We start from the raw sequence: 25,219 nt of genomic DNA, 5'->3' as shown, positions 1-25,219 counted from the left end.
GAGCGGGAAACGAGACTCGAACTCGCGACCCCGACCTTGGCAAGGTCGTGCTCTACCAACTGAGCTATTCCCGCAACTACCTTAAAACGGCCGTACAGCATTTGGTTGCTTGCGCTACTGTACGGGAGCCGAATTATAAGAGCAGACATTCCAATTGCAAGGGCTTTTTTGTCTGGTTGCGCGCGTTCGCTCAAAAGCTGGTCGAACTGTCGATTTTAGCAACCGGGAGAGCACAAGCCCTTGCCGCAGACTCAGATCTTGAAGACGTGGCTGCGGTAAAACTGCAGTTCGGCAATGGATTCGCGGATGTCGTCCAGCGCCTGATGGGTACCGCTCTTCTTGAACTGGTCCAGCAGCGCCGGCTGCCAGCGGCGCACCAGCTCCTTGATGGTGCTGACGTCGACGTTGCGATAGTGGAAGAAGGCTTCCAGATCGCTCATGTGCTTGACCATGAAGCGACGATCCTGGCCAATGCTGTTGCCGCACAGCGGGCTGGTACGCTCGGGCACCCACTGGCGAATGAACTCGAGGGTCTCGGCGACGGCTTTCGCCTCATCGTGCTGGCTCGCCTTGACCCGGGCCACCAGACCACTGTTGGTGTGGGTGTTGACGTTCCAGTCGTCCATCTTGGCCAGCTCTTCGTCGCTCTGGTGAATGGCGATGACCGGCCCTTCGGCCAGCACGTTCAGGTCCTTGTCGGTGACGATGGTGGCGATCTCCAGTACCACATTTTGTTCGGGGTCCAGACCCGTCATCTCCATGTCGATCCATACCAGGTTCTGCGCGCTGACTGTCATGATTGCTCTCTCTATTGGGAGGAATGGCGGAATTTTGCCAATTTGCATGTATCATACTGGCTTTGGATCTGTTCATAAACTGGCGAATCGAGTGGCAAAGAAAGCAAAACTCAATCTGGGTCAACAAAGGCGCGTCCAGGCCAACCGCGAGCGGCGGCTGCAAAAAGAGCACACCACGGTCGTGGATGACACCCTGTTTGGCCCGGCCATCGAAGGGGTGGTGATCAGCCGTTTTGGTCAGCACGCAGACGTCGAGGCAAGCGATGGTGCCATCCACCGCAGCAACCTGCGGCGCAGCAGCATCAGCAGCCTGGTGTGCGGCGACAAGGTGGTGTGGCGTCCCGGCCTCAATGCCGCGACTGCCGGCGTCATCGAGGCGGTGCATCCGCGTCACTCGGTGCTGACCCGGCCTGACTTCTACGACGGGGTCAAACCCATCGCCGCCAACATCGACCAGATCATCATCGTCTCGGCGGTGATGCCCGAGTTCTCCACCAACATCGTCGACCGCTATCTGGTGGCCGCCGAGGATGTGGAGATCCGCCCCCTGATCGTGCTGAACAAGGTCGACATGCTCGATGACGCGGCCCGTGCCCGTATCGAGCGTCAGCTCGCCACCTACCGCAAGCTCGGTTACGAGGTATTGCTGGTAAGCTGCGAGAGCGGCGAAGGGCTCGATGAACTGAAAGCCGCCCTGACCGACAAGATCAGCATCTTCGTCGGCCAGTCCGGGGTCGGCAAGTCGTCGCTCACCAATGCCCTGATGCCGGGGCTGGATGTGCTCACCGGCGAGATCTCCGAGAACTCGGGGCTTGGCCAGCACACCACCACCACGGCGCGGCTCTATCACTTCCCGAGCGGCGGCGATCTCATCGACTCCCCCGGGATCCGCGAGTTCGCCCTCTGGCATCTGGAAGCCGACCGCATCACCTGGTGCTTCGTCGAGTTTCGCGACTACCTGGGTGGCTGCAAGTTCCGCGACTGCACCCACAAGGACGATCCCGGCTGCGCCCTGCGGGCCGCCGTCGACAGTGGCGCCATCAGCGCCGATCGCTTCCACAACTATCACCGCATCCTGGAAACCATGCAGGAAGCCCGTCACGGTCGCCAACAGGCGCGGCTGTGACCCTATTCAACCTACCTTGATGATGAACATGAGCATTACTGACAACCTGAAAATTGCCGGTCAATACTGTCTGCCCAAACACGCCCTCTCCCGCCTGGTCGGCAAATTTGCGGCTGCCGAAGCAGGCAACCTCACCACCAGGGTGATCGAGGCCTTTATCAAGCAGTACCAGGTCGACATGAGCGAGGCGCTGCACGAGAGTCCGGCCCACTACAAGAGCTTCAACGAATTCTTCACCCGTGAACTCAAGCCGGGGATCCGCCCCTTGGTCGAGGATGCCATGACCCTGGCGCTACCGGTGGATGGCACCGTCAGCCAGCTCGGTCCGATCCAGCAGGGCCGCATCATCCAGGCCAAGGGCCACGACTACAGCGCCCGCGAGCTGCTGGGCGGCTATGAGGATCTGGTGGCGCCGTTCAAGGATGGCGACTTCGCCACCATCTACCTGGCGCCCAAGGATTATCACCGCATCCACATGCCGCTGGACGGCGTGCTGGAGAGCATGGTGTTCGTGCCGGGGGATCTCTTCTCCGTCAACCCGCTCACCGCCGAGAACGTGCCCAACCTGTTTGCCCGCAACGAGCGGGTGGTCGCCACCTTCCGCACCCCGCACGGCCCCATGGCGCTGGTGCTGGTCGGTGCCACTATCGTGGCCAGCATCGAGACCATCTGGGCCGGCAATATAGCGCCGACCAAAGAGAAGAAGGTGGTACGCTGGGATTACAGCGGCGACGAAGCCATCACCTTGCAAAAAGGCGCCGAGATGGGCCTGTTCAAGCTGGGCAGTACCGTGGTCTGTCTGTTTGGCCCGGGCATGCTGGCCGGTTTCGAGCCCCATCTGGCCAACGGGGTTACCACCCGCATGGGCCAGCCCTTTGCCAAGCTGGCGGCGCAGGCATGAGCGAACAGCCCACTTCCTCGCAGAAGAACAACCCGCTGCACGGGCTGACGCTGGAAGCCATCGTCACCGCCCTGGTCGCGCACTATGGCTGGGAAGAGCTGGGGCAGCAGATCAATATCCGTTGCTTCACCGATAACCCCAGCATCAAGTCCAGCCTGAAGTTCTTGCGCAAGACCCCCTGGGCCAGAGAGAAGGTCGAGAGCCTCTATCTGTACGTCCAGCGCAAGCAGGCCAAATCAAAGGAATAACGCCATGGCGTTCAAGATTACCTACACCTACGGCAAAAAAACCAAAGAGATTGGCTACGCCAACGACAAGTTCAACAGCATCTACGATGCCATTGCCGCTGCCGAGGGGATCAACCTGGCCAGCTTCCACGCCATGGAAGAGCAGCTGGCTCAGGTGTGCCGGCGCGACAAGAAGAGCGTGAAGGATTACCGGGAGAACTACTTCAAGGAGCTGGGCTTCTCCAACATCGTCATCGAGCGGGACGCCAAGGAGTAAGCATGCGCACCCTGACCCTGATGGCCGCCTCCCTGCTGCTGGCGGCCTGCAGTACCCCGGAACAACATCTGGTTGGCAGTGATCGCGACAGCCATGGCTGCATCGGCAGTGCGGGCTATCAGTGGTCGGCGCTGACCAAGCAGTGCGTGCGGCTGTCCGAGCAGGGCATCCGGCTCAACCCGACCGATGCCGGCCAGACCAGCAGCGCCTTCGTGCTGTTCAACGCCGATCAGAGCCAGGCCGAGCTGACCCTGCCGAGCGGCGAGCAGCACCTGCTCACCCGCCAGGGGACGGAAGGCAACTGGTCGTGGCAAGGCGGCGGCTATGCCCTCTTCCCCTGGAAGGGCTATGTGCTCAAAGCCGGCGAGCAGACACTGTTTCACGGCGACGTCGCCCGCTAACGCGGCAACCTGCTACAAGCCCCCGGCCCCGCTGGGGGCTTTTTTATGCATGCCTCGTGCCCCATAAAAAAGCCGCACCCGAGAGGGTGCGGCAAACGGCAGGCAGGGTCACTCATCCACGTCTGGCCAGCAGGGTTCCGGCCGAATCCACCATGGCGATATAACCACACGCCAGCATCATGATGTCCTTCAGCACCAGCCGCCCCGCTCCCGACAGATAGGGGAAACCGTGGTGGGCATCACCCAGTGCCGGCACCCAGGTTTCCGGCGTGAACACCAGAAAGCTGAAGGTGACGAAGGGGGTCAGAAACGCCATCAGAGCCCCGACCAATCCCAGCAGGGGAAAGCGGAAATTGGCCAGGATCAGCAGGGCGAACACCAGTTCCACTACGCCCAGGCCATGGGAGTAGCCATAGGTGTTGTTCTGCTCGTGCCAGGCCCGGTTTTCCGGCACCAGCTCCCCCTCGTGATTGAGGTGCTGACGATACTGGTCCGGATGTTCATAGAAGAACGACATGAAGGGACTGTTGGCCACGAAAGGGGTGATGCTGTCCGCCTCGTAGGGGATGAACTTCAAGAGCCCGATCCAGATGAACACGACCCCGACGGCAATGCGGCAGAGGGTCGCGCCCAGACGATCACCACCCGCGAGCACGGCCAGCAAGCGATTGAATATCAACATCCTTACTCCTCAGGGGCCGGTCGCAGCCGGCCCCGCACAGCCTCAACGATCGATGGCATCCAGCACCCGGGCGGAATAGACCATGGCGGCCCCGGCATTCATGGCAACGGCGACACCCAGTGCATCGGCGATCTCCGCCCGGCTGGCCCCCTGCTTGAGGGCGGCATCGGCATGGACGGCGATGCAGCCATCGCAGCGGGTCGTGACGGCCACCGCCAGCGAGATAAGCTCGCGGGTCTTGCCATCGAGTACGCCGCTCTTGCTGCCGGCGGCCGACAGCTGCTGATAGCCCTTGAGGGTATCCGGGCTCAGGGTGCCCAGCTCCATGACGCGGCCCATCAACTGTTTACGGTATTGATCCCAGTCTTGCATCTTGACTCTCCGGTTTGGCAGAACAGGCCCCTGCCTGCTCGATGAAGCCAGTATTGCATCGAGACGTGAGTCGTTTAATACTTTAAAGACGCAAATAACAGTCATATAGAATCATGAACCAGATAGACCAGCTGATCAGCCAGGCCGGCATCCAGGGCACGTTCGACGTGCGCTGCCTCTATCGCGGCGGTTTCAGACTGCCCCATGAGCAGAGCCCGGCCGGGGTGATGCCGTTCCACCTGCTGATGAAAGGAGAGATCCGGGTCAGCACGGCGCAAGGTGATGACGTGGTCCTGCGGCCGGGCGATCTGTTGCTGCTGCCCGGTGGTGAGCCCCATACCATCTGGCGCGAAGGCGATGCCCTGACCCTGGCAGAGCCGGGCGACGGGCTGCTGCCGCGAAGGGGCGATGGCGGCGATCAGGTGGAGTTTCTGTGCGGTGAGTACCGCTATCAGGGGCCGCTGCGGCCGCTGTTGCTGGATGCCCTGCCCAGCCCGCTCTGCATCCCGCTGCTCGCCAGCGAGTCGCAACAGGCGCTGAGCCTGGTGCTGAGTCTGATCCACCAGGAGCTGCAGCGCGAACAGCAGGGCTCGGGGGCGGTGCTGACGGCCCTCAGCCAGGTGCTGCTGGCCATGGGGCTGCGGGCCCATGCCAGCGATCCGCACGGGGCGCTCGGGCTGGTCGGTGCCCTGCAGGACCCCAGGCTGGGGGGCTCGCTGCAGGCCATGCTGGCCGACCCGGCCCACCCCTGGAACGTGGATGAACTGGCGGCGCTGGCCGCCATGTCCCGCGCCACCTATTTTCGCCACTTTCGCCAACGGCTGGGCTGCAGCGTCTGGGAGTTCATGGTGCGGGTGCGGATGGTGCGGGCGGCCGAGCTGCTGCGCCACCCGGATCAGCTCCCCCTCGGCGAGGTGGCGCAGCGGGTCGGCTATCAGTCGGAGGCCTCCTTTGCCAAGGCATTCAAGCAGTCGAGCGGGATGGCGCCTGGCCGCTTTCGCCAGCAGGGCTGGCCGGCCCTGCCCGGCTAGCGGCCCAAAAACAAAAACCCCGTTGCAGGCAACGGGGTTTTTGCTGGCACTCGGCGCGACTTAATTGCCGAGGGTGGAGAACAGGCTCTGTTCCAGGCTGCCGCGGGAGACGCACACCGGGGTGATGGAGGGTGCCAGTACCCGCTCGCCGGAGGACTCGACGAAGTAGAGCTGGGTGTTGCCCTTGACGTTGACGGTCGCCACGCTGTTGTTGCCGCTCTGGGTGATGATCAGGTTGATCTGCAGGTTGGGGTTGCCCAGTGCGACCTTGGAACCCATGGTACCGCAATCCAGCCACTCCAGACCGTCGGCCGAATTCTCGACATTGGCGGTCATCAGGCCGGAGCCGCGCTGGCTGTTCTCGATGTTAAGACCGTGATCGCCAAACCACTTCTCGGCACGGGCCCACACCAGATCCACCGGGATCTGCATCTCCTGGGTGTTGTTGGTCGCCTTGGCTACCGGCGGGGTATAGCGGTACTGTTCGCCGCCATTGTTGTCGCTGGCACAACCGGCCATCAACAGGGCCAGTGCTACTCCCACAATCTTTTTCATGCTGCTTCTCTCATCCATATAATCCGGCCATCGGCCGACCGGCGGCTATTATGGCGTCAGCGACACAGACTGTCAGCAGGGATCGGCAGAAATGAGTCAGCCTTAACCCAAGCTTTACAAAACCAGCCTGCTATCATAGATTTGCTCGAAATTTCCCCCGTGAGTGTCTGTGTGAACTCCTTGCTCACCCTGCCCCTGCTGCAGCAGATCATCGACCAGCTACCCATGAATATCTTCTGCCGGGATACGGATGGGCGCTACCTGTTTGCCAACCGCGCCTTCACGGAGCAGGCGGGTCTGCCGCAACCGGCGGATCTCATCGGCAAGACCGATGCCGACATGCCCTGGGGCGACATCTTTCGGGAAGAGGATCTGCGCCTGCTGGCGGAGGGTAAACCGCTGCTCTATCAGCAGTTGCACTGCAGCAGCGGTGATGCCACCAGCTGGATGGAGATCCACAAGATCCCGCTCTACGATGCACAAGGCAAACCGGTGGCCCTGTTCGGCATGGTCAATGAAATTGGCCAGCGCAAGGAGCTGGAGCAGACCTTTCGCCAGCAGCAACTGCTGCAACGCCGCCTGCTGGATGCCATCCCGGATCCGATCCGGCTGGAAGACCACCAGGGGCTGCTGATCGACTGCAACCAGGCCTTTCTCGACTTCATGGGCATGGTGGCGAGCGAGGCGCTCGGCCAGCGGGTCGCCCACCGCCTCTCCACCGAGCTGCCGATGGGGCGCGGTGAATACTGCCTGGTGGACGCCAACGGTCAAGGCCGCCATCTGGAAGTGACCCGGGTCGATGTGCCGGATGACGAGGGCAACTCCCTCGGCATCCTCACCCTGAGCCGCGACATCACCGGACTGCGCACCACCCAGGCCCAGCTGCAGCAGGAGCAGCACTACGACAGCCTGACCGGCCTGCTCAAACTCTCCCACTTTCTGCAGACCAGCCGCCATCTCGGCGCCCGCAAGGCGAGCCTGGTGCTGGTCGATTTACAGCACTTTCGCGAGATCAACGACCGCTTCGGCATCCGGGTCGCCGACCGGCTGCTCAATCAGGTGGCCCGCCGCCTGCAACAGCTGGCCCCGCCCCAGTCGCTGGTGTGCCGGGTCGCTGCCGACGACTTTGCCATGCTGCTGCCCGAGCTGAGCGAGCCGCTGACCAGCTGGAGCAGCCGCCTGCAGGGGGCGCTGATGGTGCCCTACCAGGTGGAAGAACACAGGATCCAGATCCCGGTGTTCCTCGGCATCGCCCACGGCAAGGCCAACGACGCCGAGCGCCTGCTGAGCCACGCCGAAGCCGCGCTGGCCCAGGGCAAGCGCCAGCAGCAGCACTGCACCCTGTTCGACCCAGAACTCGATGCCAAGCTCAAGCGCCGCCAGCTGATCGCCGCCCAATTGCCGCTGGCCATCAAGTCAGGCCAGCTGACGGCCGTCTACCAGCCCATCATCAGCACCCGCACCAGCCAGTTGCACGGGGCCGAGCTGCTCTGCCGCTGGCCCCACCCCGAGCTCGGCATGATCTCGCCGGACGAGTTCATCCCGCTGGCGGAAGAGCTGGGGCTCATCGGCCTGCTCGGCAGCCACATGCTGGAGCAGGGCTGTGCCCAGCTGGCCCGCTGGCAAGTGGCGGCGCCGGATCTGGTGCTCTCCATCAATCTGTCGCCGCTGCAATTTCGCGACCCCGAGCTCTGCCCGCAGATCTTCGCCTGCATCGAACGCCACGGGCTCGCCCCCTGGCAGCTGGAGCTGGAGATCACCGAAGGGGTGCTGATGGAGAATGCCGACGAGATTGAGAGCAACCTGGCCAACCTGATCGAGGCGGGCTTTCAGCTTGCCATCGACGACTTCGGCACCGGTTACTGTTCGCTCGCCTATCTGCCCAGGCTGCAGGTGGCCACCCTCAAGCTGGACCGCAGCTTCACTCAGGGGCTGGCTACCAACCAGGCTACCACCGCCATCGTGCGCTCCGTCATCGGGCTGGGCCACGAGCTCGGCATCAAGATCACCGCCGAAGGCGTGGAGACGCAGGAGCAGCAAGCGTGGCTGGTGCAGGCCGGCTGCGATCGGCTGCAGGGCTACCTGTTCAGCCGCCCCCTGCCCCCCGCCGAGTTTGCCCGCAGCTACCAGCTGCCGGAGCAGTAAGCCAGCAACAACAAGGCCACCCTAGGGTGGCCTTGTTGTTTTTGCAACGCGTGCGTGAACGGGCGCCTTACTCCTGGAAGTAAGTACCCCAACCGTCGTAGTCCACGCCGTATTTCTGAAGGATAGGCAGCATTTTTTCGATATCGGCGACTATGGTCTCGATGTCCAGCTTGCACTCGGTGGTGGCGTCGAAGCAGAAGATGGTGGCGCCGTCATCCAGCTCCATCTCTTCGGCATCGGTCACTTCGAAACCGGCCTTGAACAGGTCGACCGCCGCCTTCTCCAGCAGATCGAAATCCTGGCAGGCAAAGTGGTGCTCAATCTCGTATTCCAGATCCGGGTTGCTGCCATCGGCCAGCAACTCGTTGACGATGGCGGTGGTCTCTTCGCGCCACTCTTGCATATCAAGACTCATATTAACCCCAGATGCGACTGTGTTGGTATCAAATGCCCGCGCGGGCGAGTGCCGTATCGGCTGTGCCCCTGCCCCGCAGGCATGGTTGCGGCAAAGCATACCCGCACAGCCACCTTGGCTCAATGCGGCAAGCCAAGATAAGCAGCTGGCGGCGGCCACCCCAAATGGGGTGCCATCACAAAAGGTTAATAAAGCGTAATCTTTTGCCGGGCATGAATTGCTCCATATGGAGCTTCAACGGGACGCAGAAAAACCGCACAACCCCCGCAACAAGCCGTTTGAAATCAGCAGGATCCACCAGCAGCGCCCCGGTGACAAAGGCCATGGACGAGGTGTATCAAGGGACGCGGGTGGAGCACTGCCCGTACGGAAAGAGGAGCCAGCCAGGCTCCCTTTTTATCATGTGAAGGAGCACATAGATAATGTCTAAAAAAACAATAATGAGCCTGCTTGTCGGCTCAACCCTTATGATTGGAAACCAGGCCATGGCCGCCCCGGTCCACGGTCCGTTCGATGCCCCCTTGGCCGACGAGGTGAAGGTGCTGGAGATGCTCAAGAAGAGCGGCCGCATCCCCACCCTGGCCTCCCCCGAGCAGGAGCAGGCAGCGCTCGCCAGCTACTATCGCGAAAAATCGCGGGCCTATCAGGGCAACAGCGGCACCCTGGCGGTGAAAGAGGGCAAGGTGCGCGAGACCATCCTCAAGAAGATCCGCCTCAACGGCACCGCCCGTCCCGGTGATAGGGTACCCACTCTGCTGCTCAAGGCCATCGAGCGGGAGCACTACCAGGGCCAGATGCGCAAGGACAAGATCCTCGCCATCCTGGTGGACTTCCCCGACTATCCGAAGAACAGCGTGCGCCCCGAGCTCACCAAGATGTACTACCCGGATTACACCCCGGCGCACTACAACGATCTGCTGTTCTCGTCCAAGGGCTATGCCGGCCCGAACGGCGAGCGGTTCATCTCCATGCGCCAGTTTTACGAGCAGCAGTCCGGCCAGAGCTACAGCGTGCGCGGTCAGGTGGCGGGCTGGTATACCGCCGACAAGAACGCCGCCTACTACGGCGCCAACGCCACCCCCAACACCATCCGGGAGCTGGTGAAGGAGGCGCTGATCCAGGTGGCGAACGACCCTGCCATCGATCTGGCGCAGTTTGACCAGGAGGATCGCTACGATCTCAACGGCAACGGCAACCGCAATGAGCCGGACGGTCTCATCGACCACCTGATGATCTTCCACTCCAGTGTCGGCGAGGAGGCCGGTGGCGGCGATCTCGGCGAAGACGCCATCTGGGCCCACCGCTGGAACCTGGGCGCCCCCTACCCCATCCCCGGCACCAGCAGCCCGAGCCAGAACTTCGGCGGCCAGTTTGCCGCCTACGACTACACCATCCAGCCCATCGATGCGGCGGCCGGGGTCTGTGCCCACGAATATGGCCACGATCTGGGGCTGCCGGACGAGTACGACACCAAGTACACCGGCAAGGGGGAACCGGTGGCGACCTGGTCCATCATGTCCTCCGGCTCCTGGGCCGGGGTCATCGGCGGCACCGAGCCGACCGGGTTCTCCGCCTGGGCCAAGGAGTTCCTGCAGGCCTCCCTCGGCGGCAACTGGCTGCACGGCAGCAACGTGCAGCTCGCCGATCTCAGCCCCCGCGGCAACGTCTACATGCTGGATCAGGCCAACGACAAGGGGCGCAACGACGACGTGGTGCGCATCAACCTGCCGGCCAAGCAGATCCCGCTCAACCCGCCCTACGCCGGCCAGTACCAATACCATGGCGGCAAGGGCAACAACCTCGACAACCGCATGAGCCTCAAGCTGGATCTGAGCGGCAAACAGAGCGCCAGCCTCGGCTTCAAGGCCTGGTATCAGATTGAAGAGGGATACGACTACGCCCGGGTGCTGGTCAACGGCCAGCCCATCGCGGGCAACCTGACCACCAGCGACGATCCCAACGGGGTGGGCTTCGGGATCGGCATCACCGGCAACTCCAACGGCTGGACCGATGCCGAGTTCGATCTCACCCCCTGGGCCGGTCAGCAGGTCACCCTCACTCTGCAATACCAGAGCGATGGCGGCGTGGCCGAAAACGGGCTGTTCGTGGACGAGCTGCAGATCCTCGCCGATGGCGATACCCTGCTGAGCGACGGGGCCGAGGGCAGTTCTGCCTTCACCCTGGCCGGCTTTGTGAAGAGCAACGGCAACGAGGCCAAGGATCACTACTATCTGGCCGAGTGGCGCAACCATGCCGGGGTGGACAAGGGGCTGGCCCACATCAACGTGGCCGACCAGCTGATGCGCTACGAGCCGGGCATGCTGCTCTGGTACGTGGACAACAGCCAGGCCAACAACTGGGTGGGCGTCCACCCGGGTGAGGGCTTCCTCGGGGTGGTGGATGCGGATCAGCGCACCCTCAAGTGGAGCGACGGCGCCGTGGCCGGCACCCGCTACCAGATCCACGACGCCACCTTCAGCCTGGGCTTCCAGCAGCCGCTCAACCTGAAACACCCGAGCGGCTCCCTGCTGCGCGACTTCTGGATCACCCCGAACCGGGTGTTCAAGGATTCCCGCAGCTACCAGAGCAAGGAGATCCCGGATGCCGGTCGCCTGCTGCCCGAATATGGGCTCAAGATCAGCGTCACCGGCCAGGCCCGTGACATGAGCACCGGGCGGATCATCGTCAGCCGCCACTGAGCACGACAGTTATGAGCAGGGGGCCTCAGGCCCCCTTTTTTTATCTGCTGACCTGCCGCCCAGGATGAAAACGGGCCAAACCGCCCAACAAACGCCCTGATTGCTCACTTGTCGAGCGAACAGTCCGACTATCTGCGCCCTGCGGTTGACACATCCGTTCAGAAAGGGTTTAATGCGCGCCGTTGCCCAGATAGCTCAGTCGGTAGAGCAGGGGATTGAAAATCCCCGTGTCGGCGGTTCGATTCCGTCTCTGGGCACCACAATTCCTCCTTAGTTCAGTCGGTAGAACGGCGGACTGTTAATCCGTATGTCACTGGTTCAAGTCCAGTAGGAGGAGCCAAATTTGAAAAGCCCGCTCATCGAGCGGGCTTTTTTCATTTCGGTCAGCTGCCGTTGCAGGTTGCCAGCAGCAGGGTCGCTCCGCAGGTGGCACTGAACAGCAGCAAGCCGGTCTGCAGCACACCCTCCGGGTTTACCCGTTTCTCTTTTTTGCGAAATCGTATCCACTTAGGCTTCATCAAGCCCACCTCGTCCTGTTACGACCCCTGCCCCGTCGGCAGGCGAGCCATCTTTGTGCAGCCGCCCGGCGCCGTCAACTCCCTTGCCGACAATAAATTCATCACGCAGCCACCGCCCGTTTTCCCTTCGTGACAATGTTAACAATTTGGAAAACCGGCGTGACCCGTTCCCACGCCGGGGCTATGATGAGGCCGACGATTTTCCTACCCTCAGGGAGACCCCAGATGAGCAGCCCGTTGCGTTACGTGCTGGATGGCATCCATTGCGAGCCCCGCTTCTTCACCGTGCCCCTCGACCACCAGCGACCGGATGACGAGGAGACCCTCACCCTGTTCGGCCGCACCCTCTGTCGCCAGGACCGGCTGCACGACGATTTGCCCTGGCTGCTGTTCCTGCAGGGTGGACCCGGCTTTGGCGCCCCGCGCCCGACCGCCGACAGCGGCTGGATCAAGCGGGCCCTGCAGGAGTTTAGGGTGCTGCTGCTCGATCAGCGCGGCACCGGCCACTCCAGCCCCATCAGCGCCGAGGCGCTGGCCCAGCTCACTGCCCCACAGCAGGCGAAGTACCTCAGCCAGTTTCGCGCCGACAGCATAGTGCGCGACGCCGAGTACATTCGCGAAGTGCTGAGCCCGGGGCGCCCCTGGAGCCTGCTCGGCCAGAGCTTCGGCGGTTTTTGCAGCCTCACCTACCTCTCGCTGTTCCCGGACAGTCTGCACGAGGTCTACCTCACCGGCGGGGTGGCCCCCATCGGCCGCCGTGCCGACGAGGTCTACCGCGCCACCTACCAGCGGGTGGCGGACAAGAACCGCGCCTTCTTCGCCCGCTTCCCCCACGCCCAGGCCATCGCCAACCGGCTGGCCAACCACCTGCACAGCCATGAGGTACGCCTGCCCAACGGCCAGCGTCTGACGGTGGAGCAGTTGCAGCAGCAGGGGCTGGATCTGGGTGCCAGCGGCGCCTTCGAGGAGCTCTACTATCTGCTGGAGGACGCCTTCATCGGCGAACGGCTCAACCCCGCCTTCCTCTATCAGCTGCAGGCGATGCAGCCGTTCAACACCAACCCGGTGTTCGCCATCCTGCACGAGTCCATCTATTGCGAGGGGAGCGCCAGCAACTGGGCGGCCGAGCGGGTGAGAGGCGAATACCCGGCCCTGGCCTGGGCACCGGGCAAGGATTTCGCCTTCACCGGCGAGATGATCTTCCCCTGGATGTTCGAGCAGTTCCGCGAGCTCATCCCGCTGAAGGAGGCCGCCCACCTGCTGGCCCAGAAAGCGGACTGGGGCCCCCTCTACGACCCGGCGCAGCTGGCCCGCAACACCGTGCCGGTGGCCTGCGCCGTCTATGCCGAGGACATGTACGTGGAGTTCGACTACTGCCGCGACACCCTCAAGGGGCTTGGCAACAGCCGCGCCTGGATCACCAACGAATACGAACACAACGGCCTGCGGGTCGATGGTGAGCAGATCCTGGACCGGCTCATCCGCATGAATCGGGATCGCTGATCCCGCCGGGCTCGCGCCCGCAGCAAGACGACAATATCGAGGGCGACCCATGAGTCGCCCCGCCCCTCTGGAAGCAGCATAAAATAATAAGGACACCCATTGGATCATCCGGAAATCTCGGCCGGCTGGCTGAGCCGCCTCTTCTATCACTGGACCGGCCCGCTGCAGCGCAAGGGGCTGAGCGAGCCCCAGGTCAACCTCGACGATCTCTATCCCCTGCTGCCGGAAGACAGGCGCGATGGCCGCGCCGACGCCTTCCTCGCCCTCACCGCCGCCCAGCCGGTGCGCCCCTGGCCCATCACCGCCTTCATCTGGCGCCATTACCGCGGGCGCATTGGCCTGCTCACCCTGCTGCAGATGCTCGGCATGCTGGCCACCCTGGCCAGCCCCTGGCTGCTCAACCACAGCATGACCCAGCTCGGTGCCGGCGCCCCCACCGAGCAGAAATTGCTGCTGGCGTTCGCCCTGTTTGCCTCGGTGCTCGCCTCCGGCATGCTGGCGGAGCACTCGCTGCAACTGGCGCTCAAGATGCACGTGCCCATCCGCCGCCTGCTGGCCGAATCCCTGCTCGCCAAGGTGATGAAACTCGGCGGCAAGAGCTTCGATGACCGGGCCGGTGGCCGGGTACAGAACCTCATCAACCGGGACGTGTGGGACATCACCTGGATATTGGCGGATCCCGCCATGCCGCTCACCATGGCACTGCAACTGGCGGGCACCATAGCCCTGCTGGTGTGGCAGGTGGGCAGCGCCGGTCTGGTGGGCTTTGCTGTGCTCACCCTGCTGCTGCTCATCTCCACCCGGGTGGTGCGCCGCATGAACCAGCAGGAGCAGCAACTCAAGCGCCAGCAGGACGAGCGCAACGGCATACTGGCGGAGTACATCAAGAAGCTGCGGCTGGTGCGCCAGAACGGCCTCGGCGCCTTCTTCACCCGGGCGGCCAACGCCAAGCGCCAGCAGGAGCTGGGGGTGCTCGGCCGAGTGCTCAAGCTCGATGCCATCAACAACTTCCTGATGATGAGCACCCCGCTGCTGGTGACCCTGGCCACCTTCACCACCTATCTGGTCTCGGGCAGAGAGCTCACCCTGCCCCAGGTGTTCACCACCATCGCCCTGTTCACCGTGCTGCGCATCCCCATGATGCGGCTGCCCTACCTCATCCGCACCCTGATCAACTTCAACACCGGCTTCAACCGGCTGTGCGAGTTCCTCAACAGCCCCGAGCAGCACCGGGATCTCACCGACTCCAGCTTGCCGGTGGGCGGCCTGCGGCTCGACAACGTCACCGCCCTGCACCAACAAAAACCGGTGCTGGAGGGGATCAGCCTGCACATCGAGCCGGGGGAACTGGTGGGGATCACCGGTGCCACCGGGGCGGGCAAGAGCTGCCTGCTGCACCTCATCGCCGGCTTCGACAACGGCTTCGAGGGCAGCATCCGTCGCCACGGCCGGGTCGCCCATCTGGGCCACAAGCCCTGGCTGATGAACGACACCATCCGCAACAACATCCTGTTCGGTCAACCCTGGCATGGCGAGCGCTATCGCTGGGTGCTGGGAGCCTGTGCGCTGGGCGCCGACCTCACCCTGCTCAGCCACGGCGATCAGACCCTGGTGGGCGAACTCGGCACCCGCCTCTCCGGCGGCCAGCAACAGCGGGTCGCGCTGGCCCGCGCCCTCTACGCCCAGGCCGACATCCTGCTGCTGGACAACCCGCTCTCGGCGCTCGACCCCATCGTCTCGGCCCAGGTGCTGGAACAGGGGCTCGCCTTCAAGCCGGGGCCGACCCGGCTGCTGGTGAGCCACGATCCGGACGTGCTAGCCCACTGCGATCGGGTGATCCGCATCGAGCAGGGACGACTGGTGGAGCTCGATGCCCACCAGCTGGCGGATCTCATCCAGCATCCCCGCCCCACCCCGTCGGTGCCGCCTCAGGAGGCGGAGCAGTTCAGCGAGGAGAAGGTGGTGGAGGGCAAGGTGGACTGGGGGCTGTTCGGCTTCATGTGGCAGCGCCTGGCCGCCCCCGGCGCCATCCTGCTCGCCCTGCTGCTCACCCTGGGCCAGGAGGGGCTGCGCATCGCCTCGGATCTCTGGCTCGGCGGCAAGGCCGGGGTGACCGGGGTGAGCGAGCTGCTCGGCATCTATGTGCTGCTGGGGGCGGGCTCTCTCACCTGCATCATGGTGGTGCGGGTCATCAACTACAAACTCGGCCTCAAGCTGGCCTGGACCCTGTTCGACGGCATGCTGGGGCGCATCAGCCGCGCCCCCATGGCCTTCTTCGACAAGGTGCCGCAGGGGCGCATCCTCAACCGCTTCGATCGGGATCTGGGGGAAGCCCAGGAGATCCTGCTGTCGATGCTGATGGGGCTGTTCGGCATGCTGGTGTCGGTGGCACTGCAGGTGGTGGTGATCGGCGTCAACATGCCACTGTTGCTGCTCATCGCCCCCCTGGTGGGCTGGGCCCTCTACGTGCTGCAGCGCCGCTACCGGGCGGTGCAGCTCAAGCTGCGGCGACAGGCATCGGTGCTGCGCTCGCCGCTCTACATCAGCATCAGCGAGACCATCCGCGGTGCCCCCGCCCTGCGCCTGGCCGGGGCCGAGCGCTTCGCGCTGGATCAGGTGCTGCTGCACTATGACAACAACCTGCGCAGCTGGTACACCACCACCTCCATCAACCGCTGGCTCGGCATGCACCAGACCCTGCTCTCCGCCGCCCTGGTGGGCGCCGTGGCGCTGATGGTGGCCTTTGGCAACAGCTCGCTGCTGGGGGCCGTGGCCATCACCTACGCCTTTACCGCCTCCGCCATGCTCAACTCCCTCATCCGTACCTTTGCCGAGGTGGAGCAGGTGATGAACGCGGTGGAGCGGGTGCGCGAATACAGCGAAATAGAGAGCGAGCGTCAGGAGGGAGAGGCCCTCGCCACCCCTCACCCTGCGGTGCGTTTCGACAACCTGGGGCTGCGCTATCCGCAGGCCAGCCAGTGGGCGCTGCACAAGGTCAACTTCGAGCTGGCCCCCGGCGAGAAGGTCGGCGTGTGCGGCCGCACCGGCGCCGGCAAGAGCTCGCTGCTGGGGGTGCTGCAGGCCATGTATCCCGCCTCCCAGGGGGAGATCTACTACGGCGAGCAGCCGCTGTCCCGGCTGGCACCGGAGGCGGTGCGCGATCTCTACGACACCGTCTCCCAGATCCCGCTCACCTTCTTTGGTACCCTGCGTGCCAATCTGGCTCCCCTGACCGAGCATGACGACGCCGCACTGGAGCAGGCGCTGGCCCGGGTGGGGCTGGCCGAGCGCTGCGCCGGCCGGCTGGACGAGGAGCTCGACAAGCTGCAGCTCTCCGCCGGTGAGACCCAGCTGCTGGTGATCGCCCGTATCCTGCTGTCGCGCCGCCCGCTCATCGTGCTGGACGAGGCCACCTCGGATCTCGATCACATCGGCATGCGCAAGATGGCGGATCTGCTCTATCGCTACCGGCCGGAAGCCAGCTATCTGGTGATCGCCCACCATCTGGAGCCGCTGCTGTCGGTGGACCGGGTGGTGGTGATGGAGGCCGGCACCGTGGTGGAGCAGGGCTCGCCGGTGAGCCTGCTGGCCAACTCCCACTCCCGCTTCCACCAGCTGTTCGTGGGTCAGGTGAACCGCCAGGTGCCCCAGACGGTGTGAGGGCTGAAAATGACAAGGGCTGCCCGCGGGCAGCCCTTGTTGCTTGCGGAGAGCCTCAACGCTCCATGATCTGGGTGACGTCATCCTTCTTGATCATCACCTCCCGCCCTTCGGTATCGTAATAGCGGTACATGCCGGTGCTCTCGTCCAGCTTGGGTTTGCTGTCGGTGGTGATCATCTTGCCATCCTTGGTGCTCATGATGTACTGGGAGCTGCACGCCACCAGTGCCAGGGCACACACCAGGATCATCATCAGTTGCTTCATCGCCTGTTTTGCCTCCCGCTTCACCCTCACCACGAGGGTGGTGTCTGAAGCCTAGTTCAACCAGATGAGCCCGTTTGCCGCCATTGCCGCAACGGGATCAACGTCAACAATCAGCTACTTGCGCCCACCCGGCTTGCCACTGCCACCGGTTCCCGGCCCACAACCGAGCGCCATTCGGTCTGCCGCCGCCTTAGCCTGCACCAACCCATAGCCATAGCTGTTGTCGCGCCCCAATGCCCCCAGATCCTGGGCACTGCTGCGCAGGGTCTGGCGCAGCTGATCGTTGCTGCACTCCAGCCGCTGCGACCAGACCAGCGCCGCCACCCCGACCACGTGCGGTGTCGCCATCGAGGTGCCGCTGTAGTAGGCGTAGCCGGTCGGCACGGTGGAGAGCACGGAGACACCGGGGGCCGCCAGCTCCACCTGATCGTTGCGCTGGGAGAAATAAGCCAGCTGCTTGTTGGCATCGATGGCGGCCACGCTCACCACACTGCTGTAGGAGGCGGGATAGGACTTGCTGGTGTTGCCCGCATTGCCCGCTGCCGCCACGCTCAGCACATTCTGGCCATAGGCCTGATTGAACGCCTGCTCCTCGGTCTTGCTGGGCACGCTGCCCCCCAGACTCATGTTGATGACCATGCGGGTGAAGCCCCGGTAGCTCATCCCCTGCTTGCAAGCATTGAGCGCCCCCACCAGGTTGGAGGAGTAGGCCCAGCCGTTGGCCCCGAACACCTTGACGATCTGCAGCGGCACGCTCTGGTTCGGCAGCACCCCGACGACCCCCAGATCGTTGCCGCCCACGGCGGCGATGGTGCCTGCCACATGGGTGCCGTGGCCATTCTCGTCGCTGCTCCAGCTGCCGGTGCCGGCATCGTTGCTGCCCTGCACCTGGGCCCCGTGGGGCAGGTCCGGATGGCCGCCGCTGTAACCAGAGTCAATGATGCACACCAGTACCTCCCCGGCGGCGGCATCGCTCAGCTGCGGCGCCTGCACCATGGGAATGCCGTAGGGCAGGGTCTCCGCGCTGGCATAGCGTTTGGCGTCCGGCTCCACCCAGAGCACGTTGGGATTGTGCGCCAGCGCCGTGGCTGCCGCCGCCGGCAACCAGAGCGCCAGCGCGTGCTGCTCGGGCAGCGCCAGGGCCAGCTCGCCCCCCATTCCCTTGCTCTGGGCCAGCACGGCTGCCTCAGCCCCCGGTTTCAGCTGCACCAGATAGCGATCCCGCTCGGCGGCCATTACCCCTTGTCCCAGCACGCCTGCCACCAGCAGGCCTAGCCATATCCGTCTCATCAGTCACTCCTTGCATCGACCTGATTGTCACTCGCAAAGTGTAGTGTCCGGCTGGCGCAGGCCCGAGCGGGTACAAAAAGGCCGGACATGGGTCCGGCCTGTTCTGTCATCATCGTCGGTTACTTGGCGGGCTTGCGCTCGCCGGTCACGATGGGGTTCTTGGGATCGGCGCTCCACTCGTACCAGCCGCCGTCGTAGACGCTGATCCGCTTCCAGTCCATCAGCCAGGCGTAGAAGAACGCCTCGGAGGCACGCCAGCCGGTGCCGCAGTAGAAGGCGGCCTGCTGGGTCGGCTCTATGTTCCACTCGTCCCACATGGCGAGGATCTCGCGGGCCGGCTTCATGGTGCCGTCCGGGTTGTGGAAGTCGCTCATGCTGTTGGCATCGACACCACCACGACCCCACTTGGCACCGGGAATGTCGCCCTTCGGCTTGATGTAGCTGTAGCCGGAGGTGTTGCCGACGAACTCGTCCCAGGTGCGCACGCTGACCAGGGCACCGTCGGGCTGCTTGAGCAGCGCCTTGGCCTGGCTCAGGGTGGTGTAGTACTCGGGATGGGCCGGGATGGCGACGCCGAACTCCTTGGCCGGAGTGAACTTGTTGGCCAACCCGGTCTCGGTGCGCAGATGCTGCACGAACCAGGCATCCAGGCCGCCGTCCAGCAGCCGCACGTCCTGCACGCCGGCATACATCATCAGATGGGCCGCACGGGCCGCCGCCATGGTGTTGCGGCCGTAGAGGATGACGGTGGTGTCGTGGCGGATGCCGTTCTCCAGCAGCAGCGCCTTGAGCGCCTCGTCAGAGACCTTGTTCCACAGCGGTTCCTCTTCCAGCCGGTTGGTGTCGATGTAGCCGGCCCCCGGGATGTGGCTCAGCAAATAGGCCTTGGGTGAACCCCACGCCACCTCGAACAGCTTCCAGTCGCCCTTGGGCGCAGCCACCACCGGCTTGCCCTCTTGCAGGTCGGCCAGCCAGCGCGGATAGACCAGCTGCTGCCAGCGGGCCAGATGCTCGCGCGGCGCGGTTTTCCAGCCCTGCAACTCGAACAGCTGCTTGATGCCCTGCTGGCGCAGCAGGCGGGCCACTTCGGCCACCTCGCGCGGAGCACCGTAGAGCGCCACCGGCCGATCGGCCTTCAACCCCTTGGTCGCCAGCGCCGCCGGCCACTCCTCATCGCTGTACTTCCACTCGGCGGAGAGGTTCTCGGCGCCAACCACGTGGCCGCCCTGCTGCTCGCCCTCCATTGGCCAGCCCTGATAGAAGTAGCTGGCGCGGGTATCCAGAATGACCGCCTGCTTGGCGTTGGCATCCGCCAGCGAAAGCGGTGGCAGTTCGGCAGCTAGGGTCGGCAGGGCATGCCAGAGCAGCAAGGTTGCCAGGGTGGCCCGTAACAAGCTCATTATTCGTTTCATGGTGATCTCTCAATTCAGAGTGACAAGGTTAAAAAATGGAGCGGCCCAGACGCTCGGCCAGCAGTTCCAGCGCCGCCGTGCCCGCCAGCGAGTTGCCCGCCTTGTTGAGCTCGGGCGACCAGACACAGACGCACAATTCCCCCGGGATCAGGGCGATGATGCCGCCACCGACCCCGGATTTGCCCGGCATGCCGACCCGATAGGCAAAATCCCCCGCCTCGTCATAGAGGCCGCAGGTGGCGAGCAGGGCGTTGACCTGTTTGGTGGTGCGGGCCGGCAGCAAGGGGGTCGTCGCGCCCAGCGGCACCCCGCGATTGGCCAGATAGATGAATGCCCGCGCCAGATCGACGCAACTCATGCGGATCGCACAGGCATTGAAGTAGCTCTGCAGCACCTTGTCCACTTCGTTCTCGAAATTGCCATAAGCCTTCATCAGATAGGCGATGGCCGCGTTGCGGGCAGAGTGCTGATATTCGGAGCGGGCCACCACTTGATCCGCCATGATGGCCGGGTTGCCCGAGAGGCGGCGCACCAGCTCCAGGGTACGCTGGCGCGGCGCGGTGAGGCGGGTCTCCAGCAGATCGCTCACCACCAGGGCACCGGCATTGATGAAGGGGTTGCGGGGAATGCCCTGCTCGAATTCCAGCTGCACCAGAGAGTTGAAGGGCTGGCCGGAGGGCTCCTTGCCGACCCGGGCCCAGATCTCCTCCTCCTGATAGAGGGTGAGCGCCAGCGTCAGGCTGAGGGCCTTGGAGATACTCTGGATGGAGAAGGGCTCGCTGGCATCACCGGCGGTGAACAGCTCCCCTTCCACGGTACAGACGGCGATCCCGAGCCGGTCGGCCGGCACCTGGGCCAGCGCCGGAATGTAGTCGGCCACCTTGCCCTGTCCGAGCAGCGGGCGCACCTCATCCAGGATGCTGGCCAGTAATTCGGATGACAACACCATAAGCGATTCCATAACTAACGTGGCGATCCCATCACCACCGACAAAAATCCCGCCAGCGGCGGGACTTGTCTATCTGCTGTCGCAGGCTGTCGACACCGGGGCGCCTGCCACAGCCAGCCTGTCATCAGGCCGGTTCACCGTACCAGAGGTCGAACAGCTCGGTGACCACCACGGCTTCCATCCCCTTGCCTTCCAGCCAGGCTTTGACGGCGGCGCGGTCTTCTTCGCTGCATTTGCCCAGCTGCTGGGTGCAGATCATCCCTTCCCACGCCAGGTGGCCGGAGCCGGCGAAGGCCAGCTTGCGGGGTTCGATCACTTCATCGATCATCGCGTCGACTACCGCATCGATGGTCTCTTCGGCGGTACCGACCGGGAAGTTGAAACTGATGTCGAAGCCCATTTCCTGGAATTCATCGACGCGCAGTTTCTTGCGCAGGCGGCGGCTACGATTGGCCATGATAGCTCCTTCAGTTAGTTGACACGTTTGAAAATCAGATCCCACACCCCGTGGCCGAGACGGTGGCCACGTTGTTCGAATTTGGTCAGCGGGCGCCAGTCGGGACGCGGCACCCAGTTGCCGGTGGCGGAGGTGTTCTCATACCCCTCGGCGGCGCTCATCACTTCCAGCATGTGCTCGGCGTAGTTTTCCCAGTCGGTGGCCATGTGGAACACACCACCGATGGCCAGCTTCTGGCGAATGTCCTGAGCAAAGGCCGGCTGCACGATGCGGCGCTTGTGGTGACGGCTCTTGTGCCAGGGATCCGGGAAGAACAGCTGCAGACAGGCCAGCGAGCCATTCGGGATCATGTGCTCCAGCACCTCGACCGCGTCGTGGCAGATGACACGCAGGTTGGTGACTCCCGCCTCCTGGGCGGTACCGAGGCAGGCACCGACACCCGGCGAGTGCACTTCGATGCCGATGAAGTTCTTCTCGGGGGCATTCTTGGCCATCTCCACCAGAGAGGCGCCCATGCCGAAGCCGATTTCCAGCACCACCGGGGCCTCGCGGCCAAACAGGGCAACCAGATCGAGCGGCTCCGGTGCGAAATCGATACCCATGACCGGCCAGAGCTCTTCCAGGGCCTTCTCCTGCCCTTTGGTCAGGCGGCCTTCGCGACGGACAAAGCTGCGGATCTTGCGCATGAACTTGCCGTCTTCGTTAAACACATCTTGAGTCACTGGCATAATCAAATTGCTCGTTATTGCATCGGTCTGGGTCACAGACCACATAAATGGATTGCTCGTTATCTCGTCGTGCTGATCACAGACGACCGAGATGAATTGCTCGTTGTTTCATCGTTCCACCTCGCCGACGAGGCGCGAAATTGTTCGTCATTTCATCGCTCGGCGAAACAGGGTAGCGAATTATCCCAAGATAGGCTCAGGGCGCAAGTGTTTCGCGCAACAAATCCCCCGCCACTGACCAATTCCGCCACCGCGATTGACAAATGCCACCCCCTTCACAGAATCTGCCAGGCGCCGGGTGCATGCTGACCTGCGCAAATAAAACCATACACAACAAAGGATTGCAGTATGAAACACACCGCATTGGCGTTTGCCATCACAGCCCTGCTGGCCGGGTGCAACACCTCCAGCAACGATTCACAGGCCCCCTCCGCCGCCGAGCAGGCCTATGAATACCTGGTGCAGCTGAGTTCCACCGCCGAGGGGATCGGCGCCAGACCCACCGGCAGCGAGGCCGAGACCCGCGCCGCCGCCTGGATCCAGGACCACCTGGCCGGCTGGGGCTACGAGGTGCAAAACCAGCCCTTCACCTACACCAAGAGCGGGGCCAGCAAGACCTCCCAGAACCTGGTCGCCGAGCTCAAGGGCAAGAGCGACAAGGTGATCCTGATCGGTGCCCACTATGACAGCACCGGCGACAAGAAGGGCTCCGAGGGGGCCACCGACAACGGTGCCGGCGTCGCCGCCCTGCTGGCGGTGGCCGAAGCGCTCAAGGGACAGACCCTGCCCTACACGGTGCGCTTCGCCTTCTTCGGCGCCGAGGAGAACGGCCTCAACGGCTCCAAGGCCTATGCCGCCAGCCTCGACAGCGCCGCCGTCGCCAAGCTGCTGGCGATGGTGAACTACGACACCATCGCCGGGGGCGACATCGTCTACGTCCACTCGGCCCACTCCGACGTGGCCGAGTACAACTGCGCCGATCCGAGTCGCTACAGCTTCGATCCCAAGGTGCGGGATCGCCTGCTGGCCATCTCCAAGCAGACCGCCACCCCGTTTGCCATCCACCCCAGCTACAGCGGCTACCCGGAAGGGGAGACCGGCAGCTGGTCCGATCATGCGCCGTTCGCCTGCCTCGGGGTGCCCATCGCCTACGTGGAGGCCACCAACTTCACCATCAACGGGGCGGATGGCTACGACGGCTACTCCCAGACCACCAATCCGGCGCTGTGGGACTGCTACGACGATGCCACCAAGAGCGCCTGCGATCGGGACAGCGAAACCCAGTGGGGCAAGATCTGGCATACCCAGTATGACAGCCTCGACAAGATGGCCGAACTGTTCCCGGGCCGGGTGCAGCAGCAGCTCGGTGCCAACACCGAGCTGATGATCCGCTTCCTCAAGGAGCCGGGACTGTAACGGGCCACGCCGGGGCTTTTACGCCCCATGGCCGTCCCCGACCGATAAAATTCGGGCAGGTGCCAAACCTGCCCTTTTTTATCGATTTTTGTTACAGCCATTGCCTCATTTTTTAAATCTGATACAAACGGATAACTTGGCGGTCGAATGGAGCGACCGCTCACCATGCCAGAGAGAATCCTATGCAGCCGTTTTTTGCCCAGCGCTTCGAGAAGGTAGAGCCTTCCTTCATCCGCGAGATCCTCAAGGTCGCCGCCAATCCGGAGATCATCTCCTTCGCCGGCGGTCTGCCCAATCCACACCTGTTCCCGGTCAAGGCCATCGACCAGGCCTGCCAGGACGTGCTGCGCGAACAGGGCGCCGCAGCCCTGCAGTATGCCGCCACCGAGGGCTTCGCCCCGCTGCGCCAGTACATCGCCGACCGCTATCTGGCCCGCCACGGCATGCAGGTCAATCCGGACAACATCCTCATCACCAGCGGCTCCCAGCAGGCGCTGGATCTGCTGGGCAAGGTGCTGATCGACGAGGGACAAGATCTCATCATCGAGGAGCCGGGCTATCTCGGTGCCATCCAGGCCTTCTCCGTCTATCAACCGGCCTTCAAGCCCATCACCCTGGGTGAGGAGGGGCTGGATCTGGCGGCGCTGGATGCGCTGCTGGCCAGCGGCTCCAACGCCAAGCTGCTGTACGGCGTGCCCAACTTCCAGAACCCGAGCGGCGTCTCCTACAGCCGTGCCAACCGCGAGGCGCTTGCCGAGCGACTGGTCAGCCACGAGCTGCTGATGGTGGAAGACGACCCCTATGGCGAGCTGCGCTTCGAGGGCGAACACCTGCCCCCCATCGCCAAGCTGGCGCCGAACAATACCGTGCTGCTCGGCTCCTTCTCCAAGACCGTCGTCCCGGCTTTCCGCCTCGGCTGGATGCTGGTGCCGGACTGGCTGCGCAAGAAGGTGACCATCGCCAAGCAGGCCACCGACCTGCACAGCAACGCCTTCAGCCAGCAGGTGCTGCATCGCTTCCTGATCGACAACTCGCTGGATGCCCATCTGGAGAAGATCAAGGAGGTCTATGGCCGTCAACGTGCCGCCATGGAGGCCGCCCTGACCCGTCACTGCCCGCCCGGCGTCAGCTACACCCGACCGGAAGGGGGCATGTTCCTCTGGCTCACCCTGCCCGCCAGTGTCAGCGCCATGGCGCTGTTTGACAAGGCGATCAAGGAGAAGGTGGCCTTCGTACCGGGCGCCCCCTTCTACGTGCGCCCCGAGATCCAGAACACCCTGCGCCTGAGCTTCTCCTGCGTGGATGAAGCCACCATCGAGGAGGGGGTCAAGCGTCTGTGCCGCGCCCTCGCCCGCATGCTCTGACCAACCGCGGGGCGAAAAAAAACCAGCGA

The 25,219-nt window shown here is 63.7% G+C and carries 24 protein-coding genes and 3 tRNA genes; 14 read left to right on the top strand and 13 right to left on the bottom strand.

The features are described 5' to 3' along the window. Position 1 precedes the first annotated feature (1 nt). Positions 2–74 (bottom strand) — tRNA-Gly (locus PG881_RS20260). 177 nt (positions 75–251) lie between these two features. Beyond that, positions 252–797, bottom strand: coding sequence for an oligoribonuclease (orn, locus tag PG881_RS20255; protein ID WP_045526077.1), 546 nt, complete (start codon positions 795–797; stop codon positions 252–254). Positions 798–888: 91 nt separating this feature from the next. On the opposite strand from orn, the gene rsgA reads away from it, so the two are divergent. The 5 genes from rsgA to PG881_RS20230 are packed head-to-tail and all read left to right on the top strand — an operon-like array spanning position 889 to position 3,729. Further along, positions 889–1,923, top strand: a complete 1,035-nt coding sequence (rsgA, locus tag PG881_RS20250) for a small ribosomal subunit biogenesis GTPase RsgA (RefSeq protein WP_044800685.1) — start codon at positions 889–891, stop codon at positions 1,921–1,923. 28 nt (positions 1,924–1,951) lie between these two features. After that, entirely contained in the window at positions 1,952–2,824 is an 873-nt protein-coding gene (asd, locus tag PG881_RS20245) for an archaetidylserine decarboxylase (protein ID WP_270802484.1), read from the top strand. After that, the gene (locus tag PG881_RS20240; protein WP_270802482.1) at positions 2,821–3,072 is read left to right on the top strand and encodes a VF530 family protein; all 252 of its coding nucleotides are present in this window, start codon (positions 2,821–2,823) and stop codon (positions 3,070–3,072) included. Before asd ends, PG881_RS20240 begins: the two co-directional genes overlap by 4 nt. Positions 3,073–3,076: 4 nt before the next feature. Beyond that, a complete protein-coding gene (locus tag PG881_RS20235) occupies positions 3,077–3,328 on the top strand; it encodes a DUF2960 domain-containing protein (protein ID WP_011707214.1) in 252 nt (83 codons plus the stop codon). A gap of 2 nt (positions 3,329–3,330) precedes the next feature. Next, positions 3,331–3,729, top strand: a complete 399-nt coding sequence (locus PG881_RS20230; protein WP_270802480.1) for a hypothetical protein — start codon at positions 3,331–3,333, stop codon at positions 3,727–3,729. 112 nt (positions 3,730–3,841) lie between these two features. Here the strand turns inward: PG881_RS20230 and rclC are convergent, their stop codons facing one another. Further along, on the bottom strand, positions 3,842–4,411 hold the full coding sequence (rclC, locus tag PG881_RS20225; protein ID WP_270802477.1) for a reactive chlorine resistance membrane protein RclC: 570 nt from the start codon (positions 4,409–4,411) through the stop codon (positions 3,842–3,844). A 42-nt stretch (positions 4,412–4,453) separates the two neighbouring features. Next, on the bottom strand, positions 4,454–4,783 hold the full coding sequence (locus tag PG881_RS20220) for a carboxymuconolactone decarboxylase family protein (protein ID WP_017410929.1): 330 nt from the start codon (positions 4,781–4,783) through the stop codon (positions 4,454–4,456). 113 nt (positions 4,784–4,896) lie between these two features. On the opposite strand from PG881_RS20220, the gene PG881_RS20215 reads away from it, so the two are divergent. Next, the gene (locus PG881_RS20215; protein ID WP_270802475.1) at positions 4,897–5,814 is read left to right on the top strand and encodes an AraC family transcriptional regulator; all 918 of its coding nucleotides are present in this window, start codon (positions 4,897–4,899) and stop codon (positions 5,812–5,814) included. Between the two features lie 60 nt (positions 5,815–5,874). On the opposite strand, the gene PG881_RS20210 is transcribed toward PG881_RS20215, so the two are convergent. Beyond that, positions 5,875–6,369 (bottom strand): hypothetical protein, encoded by a 495-nt coding sequence (locus PG881_RS20210; protein ID WP_017410927.1) that lies wholly within the window; start codon positions 6,367–6,369, stop codon positions 5,875–5,877. 171 nt (positions 6,370–6,540) lie between these two features. Between PG881_RS20210 and PG881_RS20205 the strand changes: the two genes are divergently transcribed. Then, positions 6,541–8,514 carry a putative bifunctional diguanylate cyclase/phosphodiesterase gene (locus PG881_RS20205; protein WP_024945873.1) on the top strand — a complete coding sequence of 658 codons (1,974 nt, stop codon included), beginning with the start codon at positions 6,541–6,543 and terminating at the stop codon, positions 8,512–8,514. A gap of 67 nt (positions 8,515–8,581) precedes the next feature. On the opposite strand, the gene rraB is transcribed toward PG881_RS20205, so the two are convergent. After that, positions 8,582–8,929: a ribonuclease E inhibitor RraB gene (rraB, locus tag PG881_RS20200; RefSeq protein WP_073351504.1), complete on the bottom strand. Its 348-nt coding sequence runs from the start codon at positions 8,927–8,929 to the stop codon at positions 8,582–8,584. 485 nt (positions 8,930–9,414) lie between these two features. Between rraB and PG881_RS20195 the strand changes: the two genes are divergently transcribed. The 3 genes from PG881_RS20195 to PG881_RS20185 all read left to right on the top strand — a co-directional run bounded on the left by PG881_RS20195 (position 9,415) and on the right by PG881_RS20185 (position 11,968). Then, positions 9,415–11,628, top strand: coding sequence for an immune inhibitor A domain-containing protein (locus PG881_RS20195; protein WP_226031399.1), 2,214 nt, complete (start codon positions 9,415–9,417; stop codon positions 11,626–11,628). Positions 11,629–11,812: 184 nt separating this feature from the next. After that, a tRNA-Phe gene (locus tag PG881_RS20190) sits at positions 11,813–11,888 on the top strand. A 4-nt stretch (positions 11,889–11,892) separates the two neighbouring features. Continuing rightward, positions 11,893–11,968: transfer RNA gene (locus PG881_RS20185), tRNA-Asn, on the top strand. A gap of 43 nt (positions 11,969–12,011) precedes the next feature. On the opposite strand, the gene PG881_RS20180 is transcribed toward PG881_RS20185, so the two are convergent. Then, positions 12,012–12,146: a hypothetical protein gene (locus PG881_RS20180; protein WP_011707223.1), complete on the bottom strand. Its 135-nt coding sequence runs from the start codon at positions 12,144–12,146 to the stop codon at positions 12,012–12,014. A gap of 225 nt (positions 12,147–12,371) precedes the next feature. Here PG881_RS20180 and PG881_RS20175 point away from each other — a divergent pair, with 225 nt between their 5' ends. Then, positions 12,372–13,649, top strand: coding sequence for an alpha/beta hydrolase (locus PG881_RS20175; protein ID WP_270802470.1), 1,278 nt, complete (start codon positions 12,372–12,374; stop codon positions 13,647–13,649). A 99-nt stretch (positions 13,650–13,748) separates the two neighbouring features. Further along, positions 13,749–17,309 (top strand): ATP-binding cassette domain-containing protein, encoded by a 3,561-nt coding sequence (locus tag PG881_RS20170; protein WP_270802468.1) that lies wholly within the window; start codon positions 13,749–13,751, stop codon positions 17,307–17,309. 55 nt (positions 17,310–17,364) lie between these two features. Here PG881_RS20170 and PG881_RS20165 read toward each other — a convergent pair whose 3' ends face one another. The 6 genes from PG881_RS20165 to trmB form a co-directional block, all read right to left on the bottom strand. Further along, on the bottom strand, positions 17,365–17,574 hold the full coding sequence (locus PG881_RS20165; protein WP_016351843.1) for a YgdI/YgdR family lipoprotein: 210 nt from the start codon (positions 17,572–17,574) through the stop codon (positions 17,365–17,367). A 114-nt stretch (positions 17,575–17,688) separates the two neighbouring features. Beyond that, on the bottom strand, positions 17,689–18,864 hold the full coding sequence (locus PG881_RS20160; RefSeq protein ID WP_270802466.1) for a S8 family peptidase: 1,176 nt from the start codon (positions 18,862–18,864) through the stop codon (positions 17,689–17,691). Positions 18,865–18,983: 119 nt separating this feature from the next. Continuing rightward, entirely contained in the window at positions 18,984–20,276 is a 1,293-nt protein-coding gene (locus PG881_RS20155) for a sulfurtransferase (RefSeq protein ID WP_073351528.1), read from the bottom strand. A gap of 28 nt (positions 20,277–20,304) precedes the next feature. After that, positions 20,305–21,225: a glutaminase B gene (gene glsB / locus PG881_RS20150; protein ID WP_029299132.1), complete on the bottom strand. Its 921-nt coding sequence runs from the start codon at positions 21,223–21,225 to the stop codon at positions 20,305–20,307. A 124-nt stretch (positions 21,226–21,349) separates the two neighbouring features. Beyond that, positions 21,350–21,682, bottom strand: a complete 333-nt coding sequence (locus PG881_RS20145) for a YggL family protein (RefSeq protein WP_011707230.1) — start codon at positions 21,680–21,682, stop codon at positions 21,350–21,352. Between the two features lie 14 nt (positions 21,683–21,696). Then, the gene (gene trmB, locus PG881_RS20140; RefSeq protein ID WP_017410916.1) at positions 21,697–22,410 is read right to left on the bottom strand and encodes a tRNA (guanosine(46)-N7)-methyltransferase TrmB; all 714 of its coding nucleotides are present in this window, start codon (positions 22,408–22,410) and stop codon (positions 21,697–21,699) included. 348 nt (positions 22,411–22,758) lie between these two features. On the opposite strand from trmB, the gene PG881_RS20135 reads away from it, so the two are divergent. Beyond that, a complete protein-coding gene (locus tag PG881_RS20135) occupies positions 22,759–23,826 on the top strand; it encodes a M28 family metallopeptidase (RefSeq protein ID WP_270802463.1) in 1,068 nt (355 codons plus the stop codon). Positions 23,827–24,008: 182 nt separating this feature from the next. Further along, entirely contained in the window at positions 24,009–25,190 is a 1,182-nt protein-coding gene (locus tag PG881_RS20130) for an aminotransferase-like domain-containing protein (protein ID WP_270802462.1), read from the top strand. Positions 25,191–25,219: the final 29 nt, after the last annotated feature.

The sequence above is a fragment of the Aeromonas sp. QDB54 genome (assembly GCF_027707385.1).
Classification (GTDB): Bacteria; Pseudomonadota; Gammaproteobacteria; order Enterobacterales; family Aeromonadaceae; genus Aeromonas; species Aeromonas hydrophila.
This window is presented reverse-complemented; position numbering and strand designations above follow the sequence as displayed.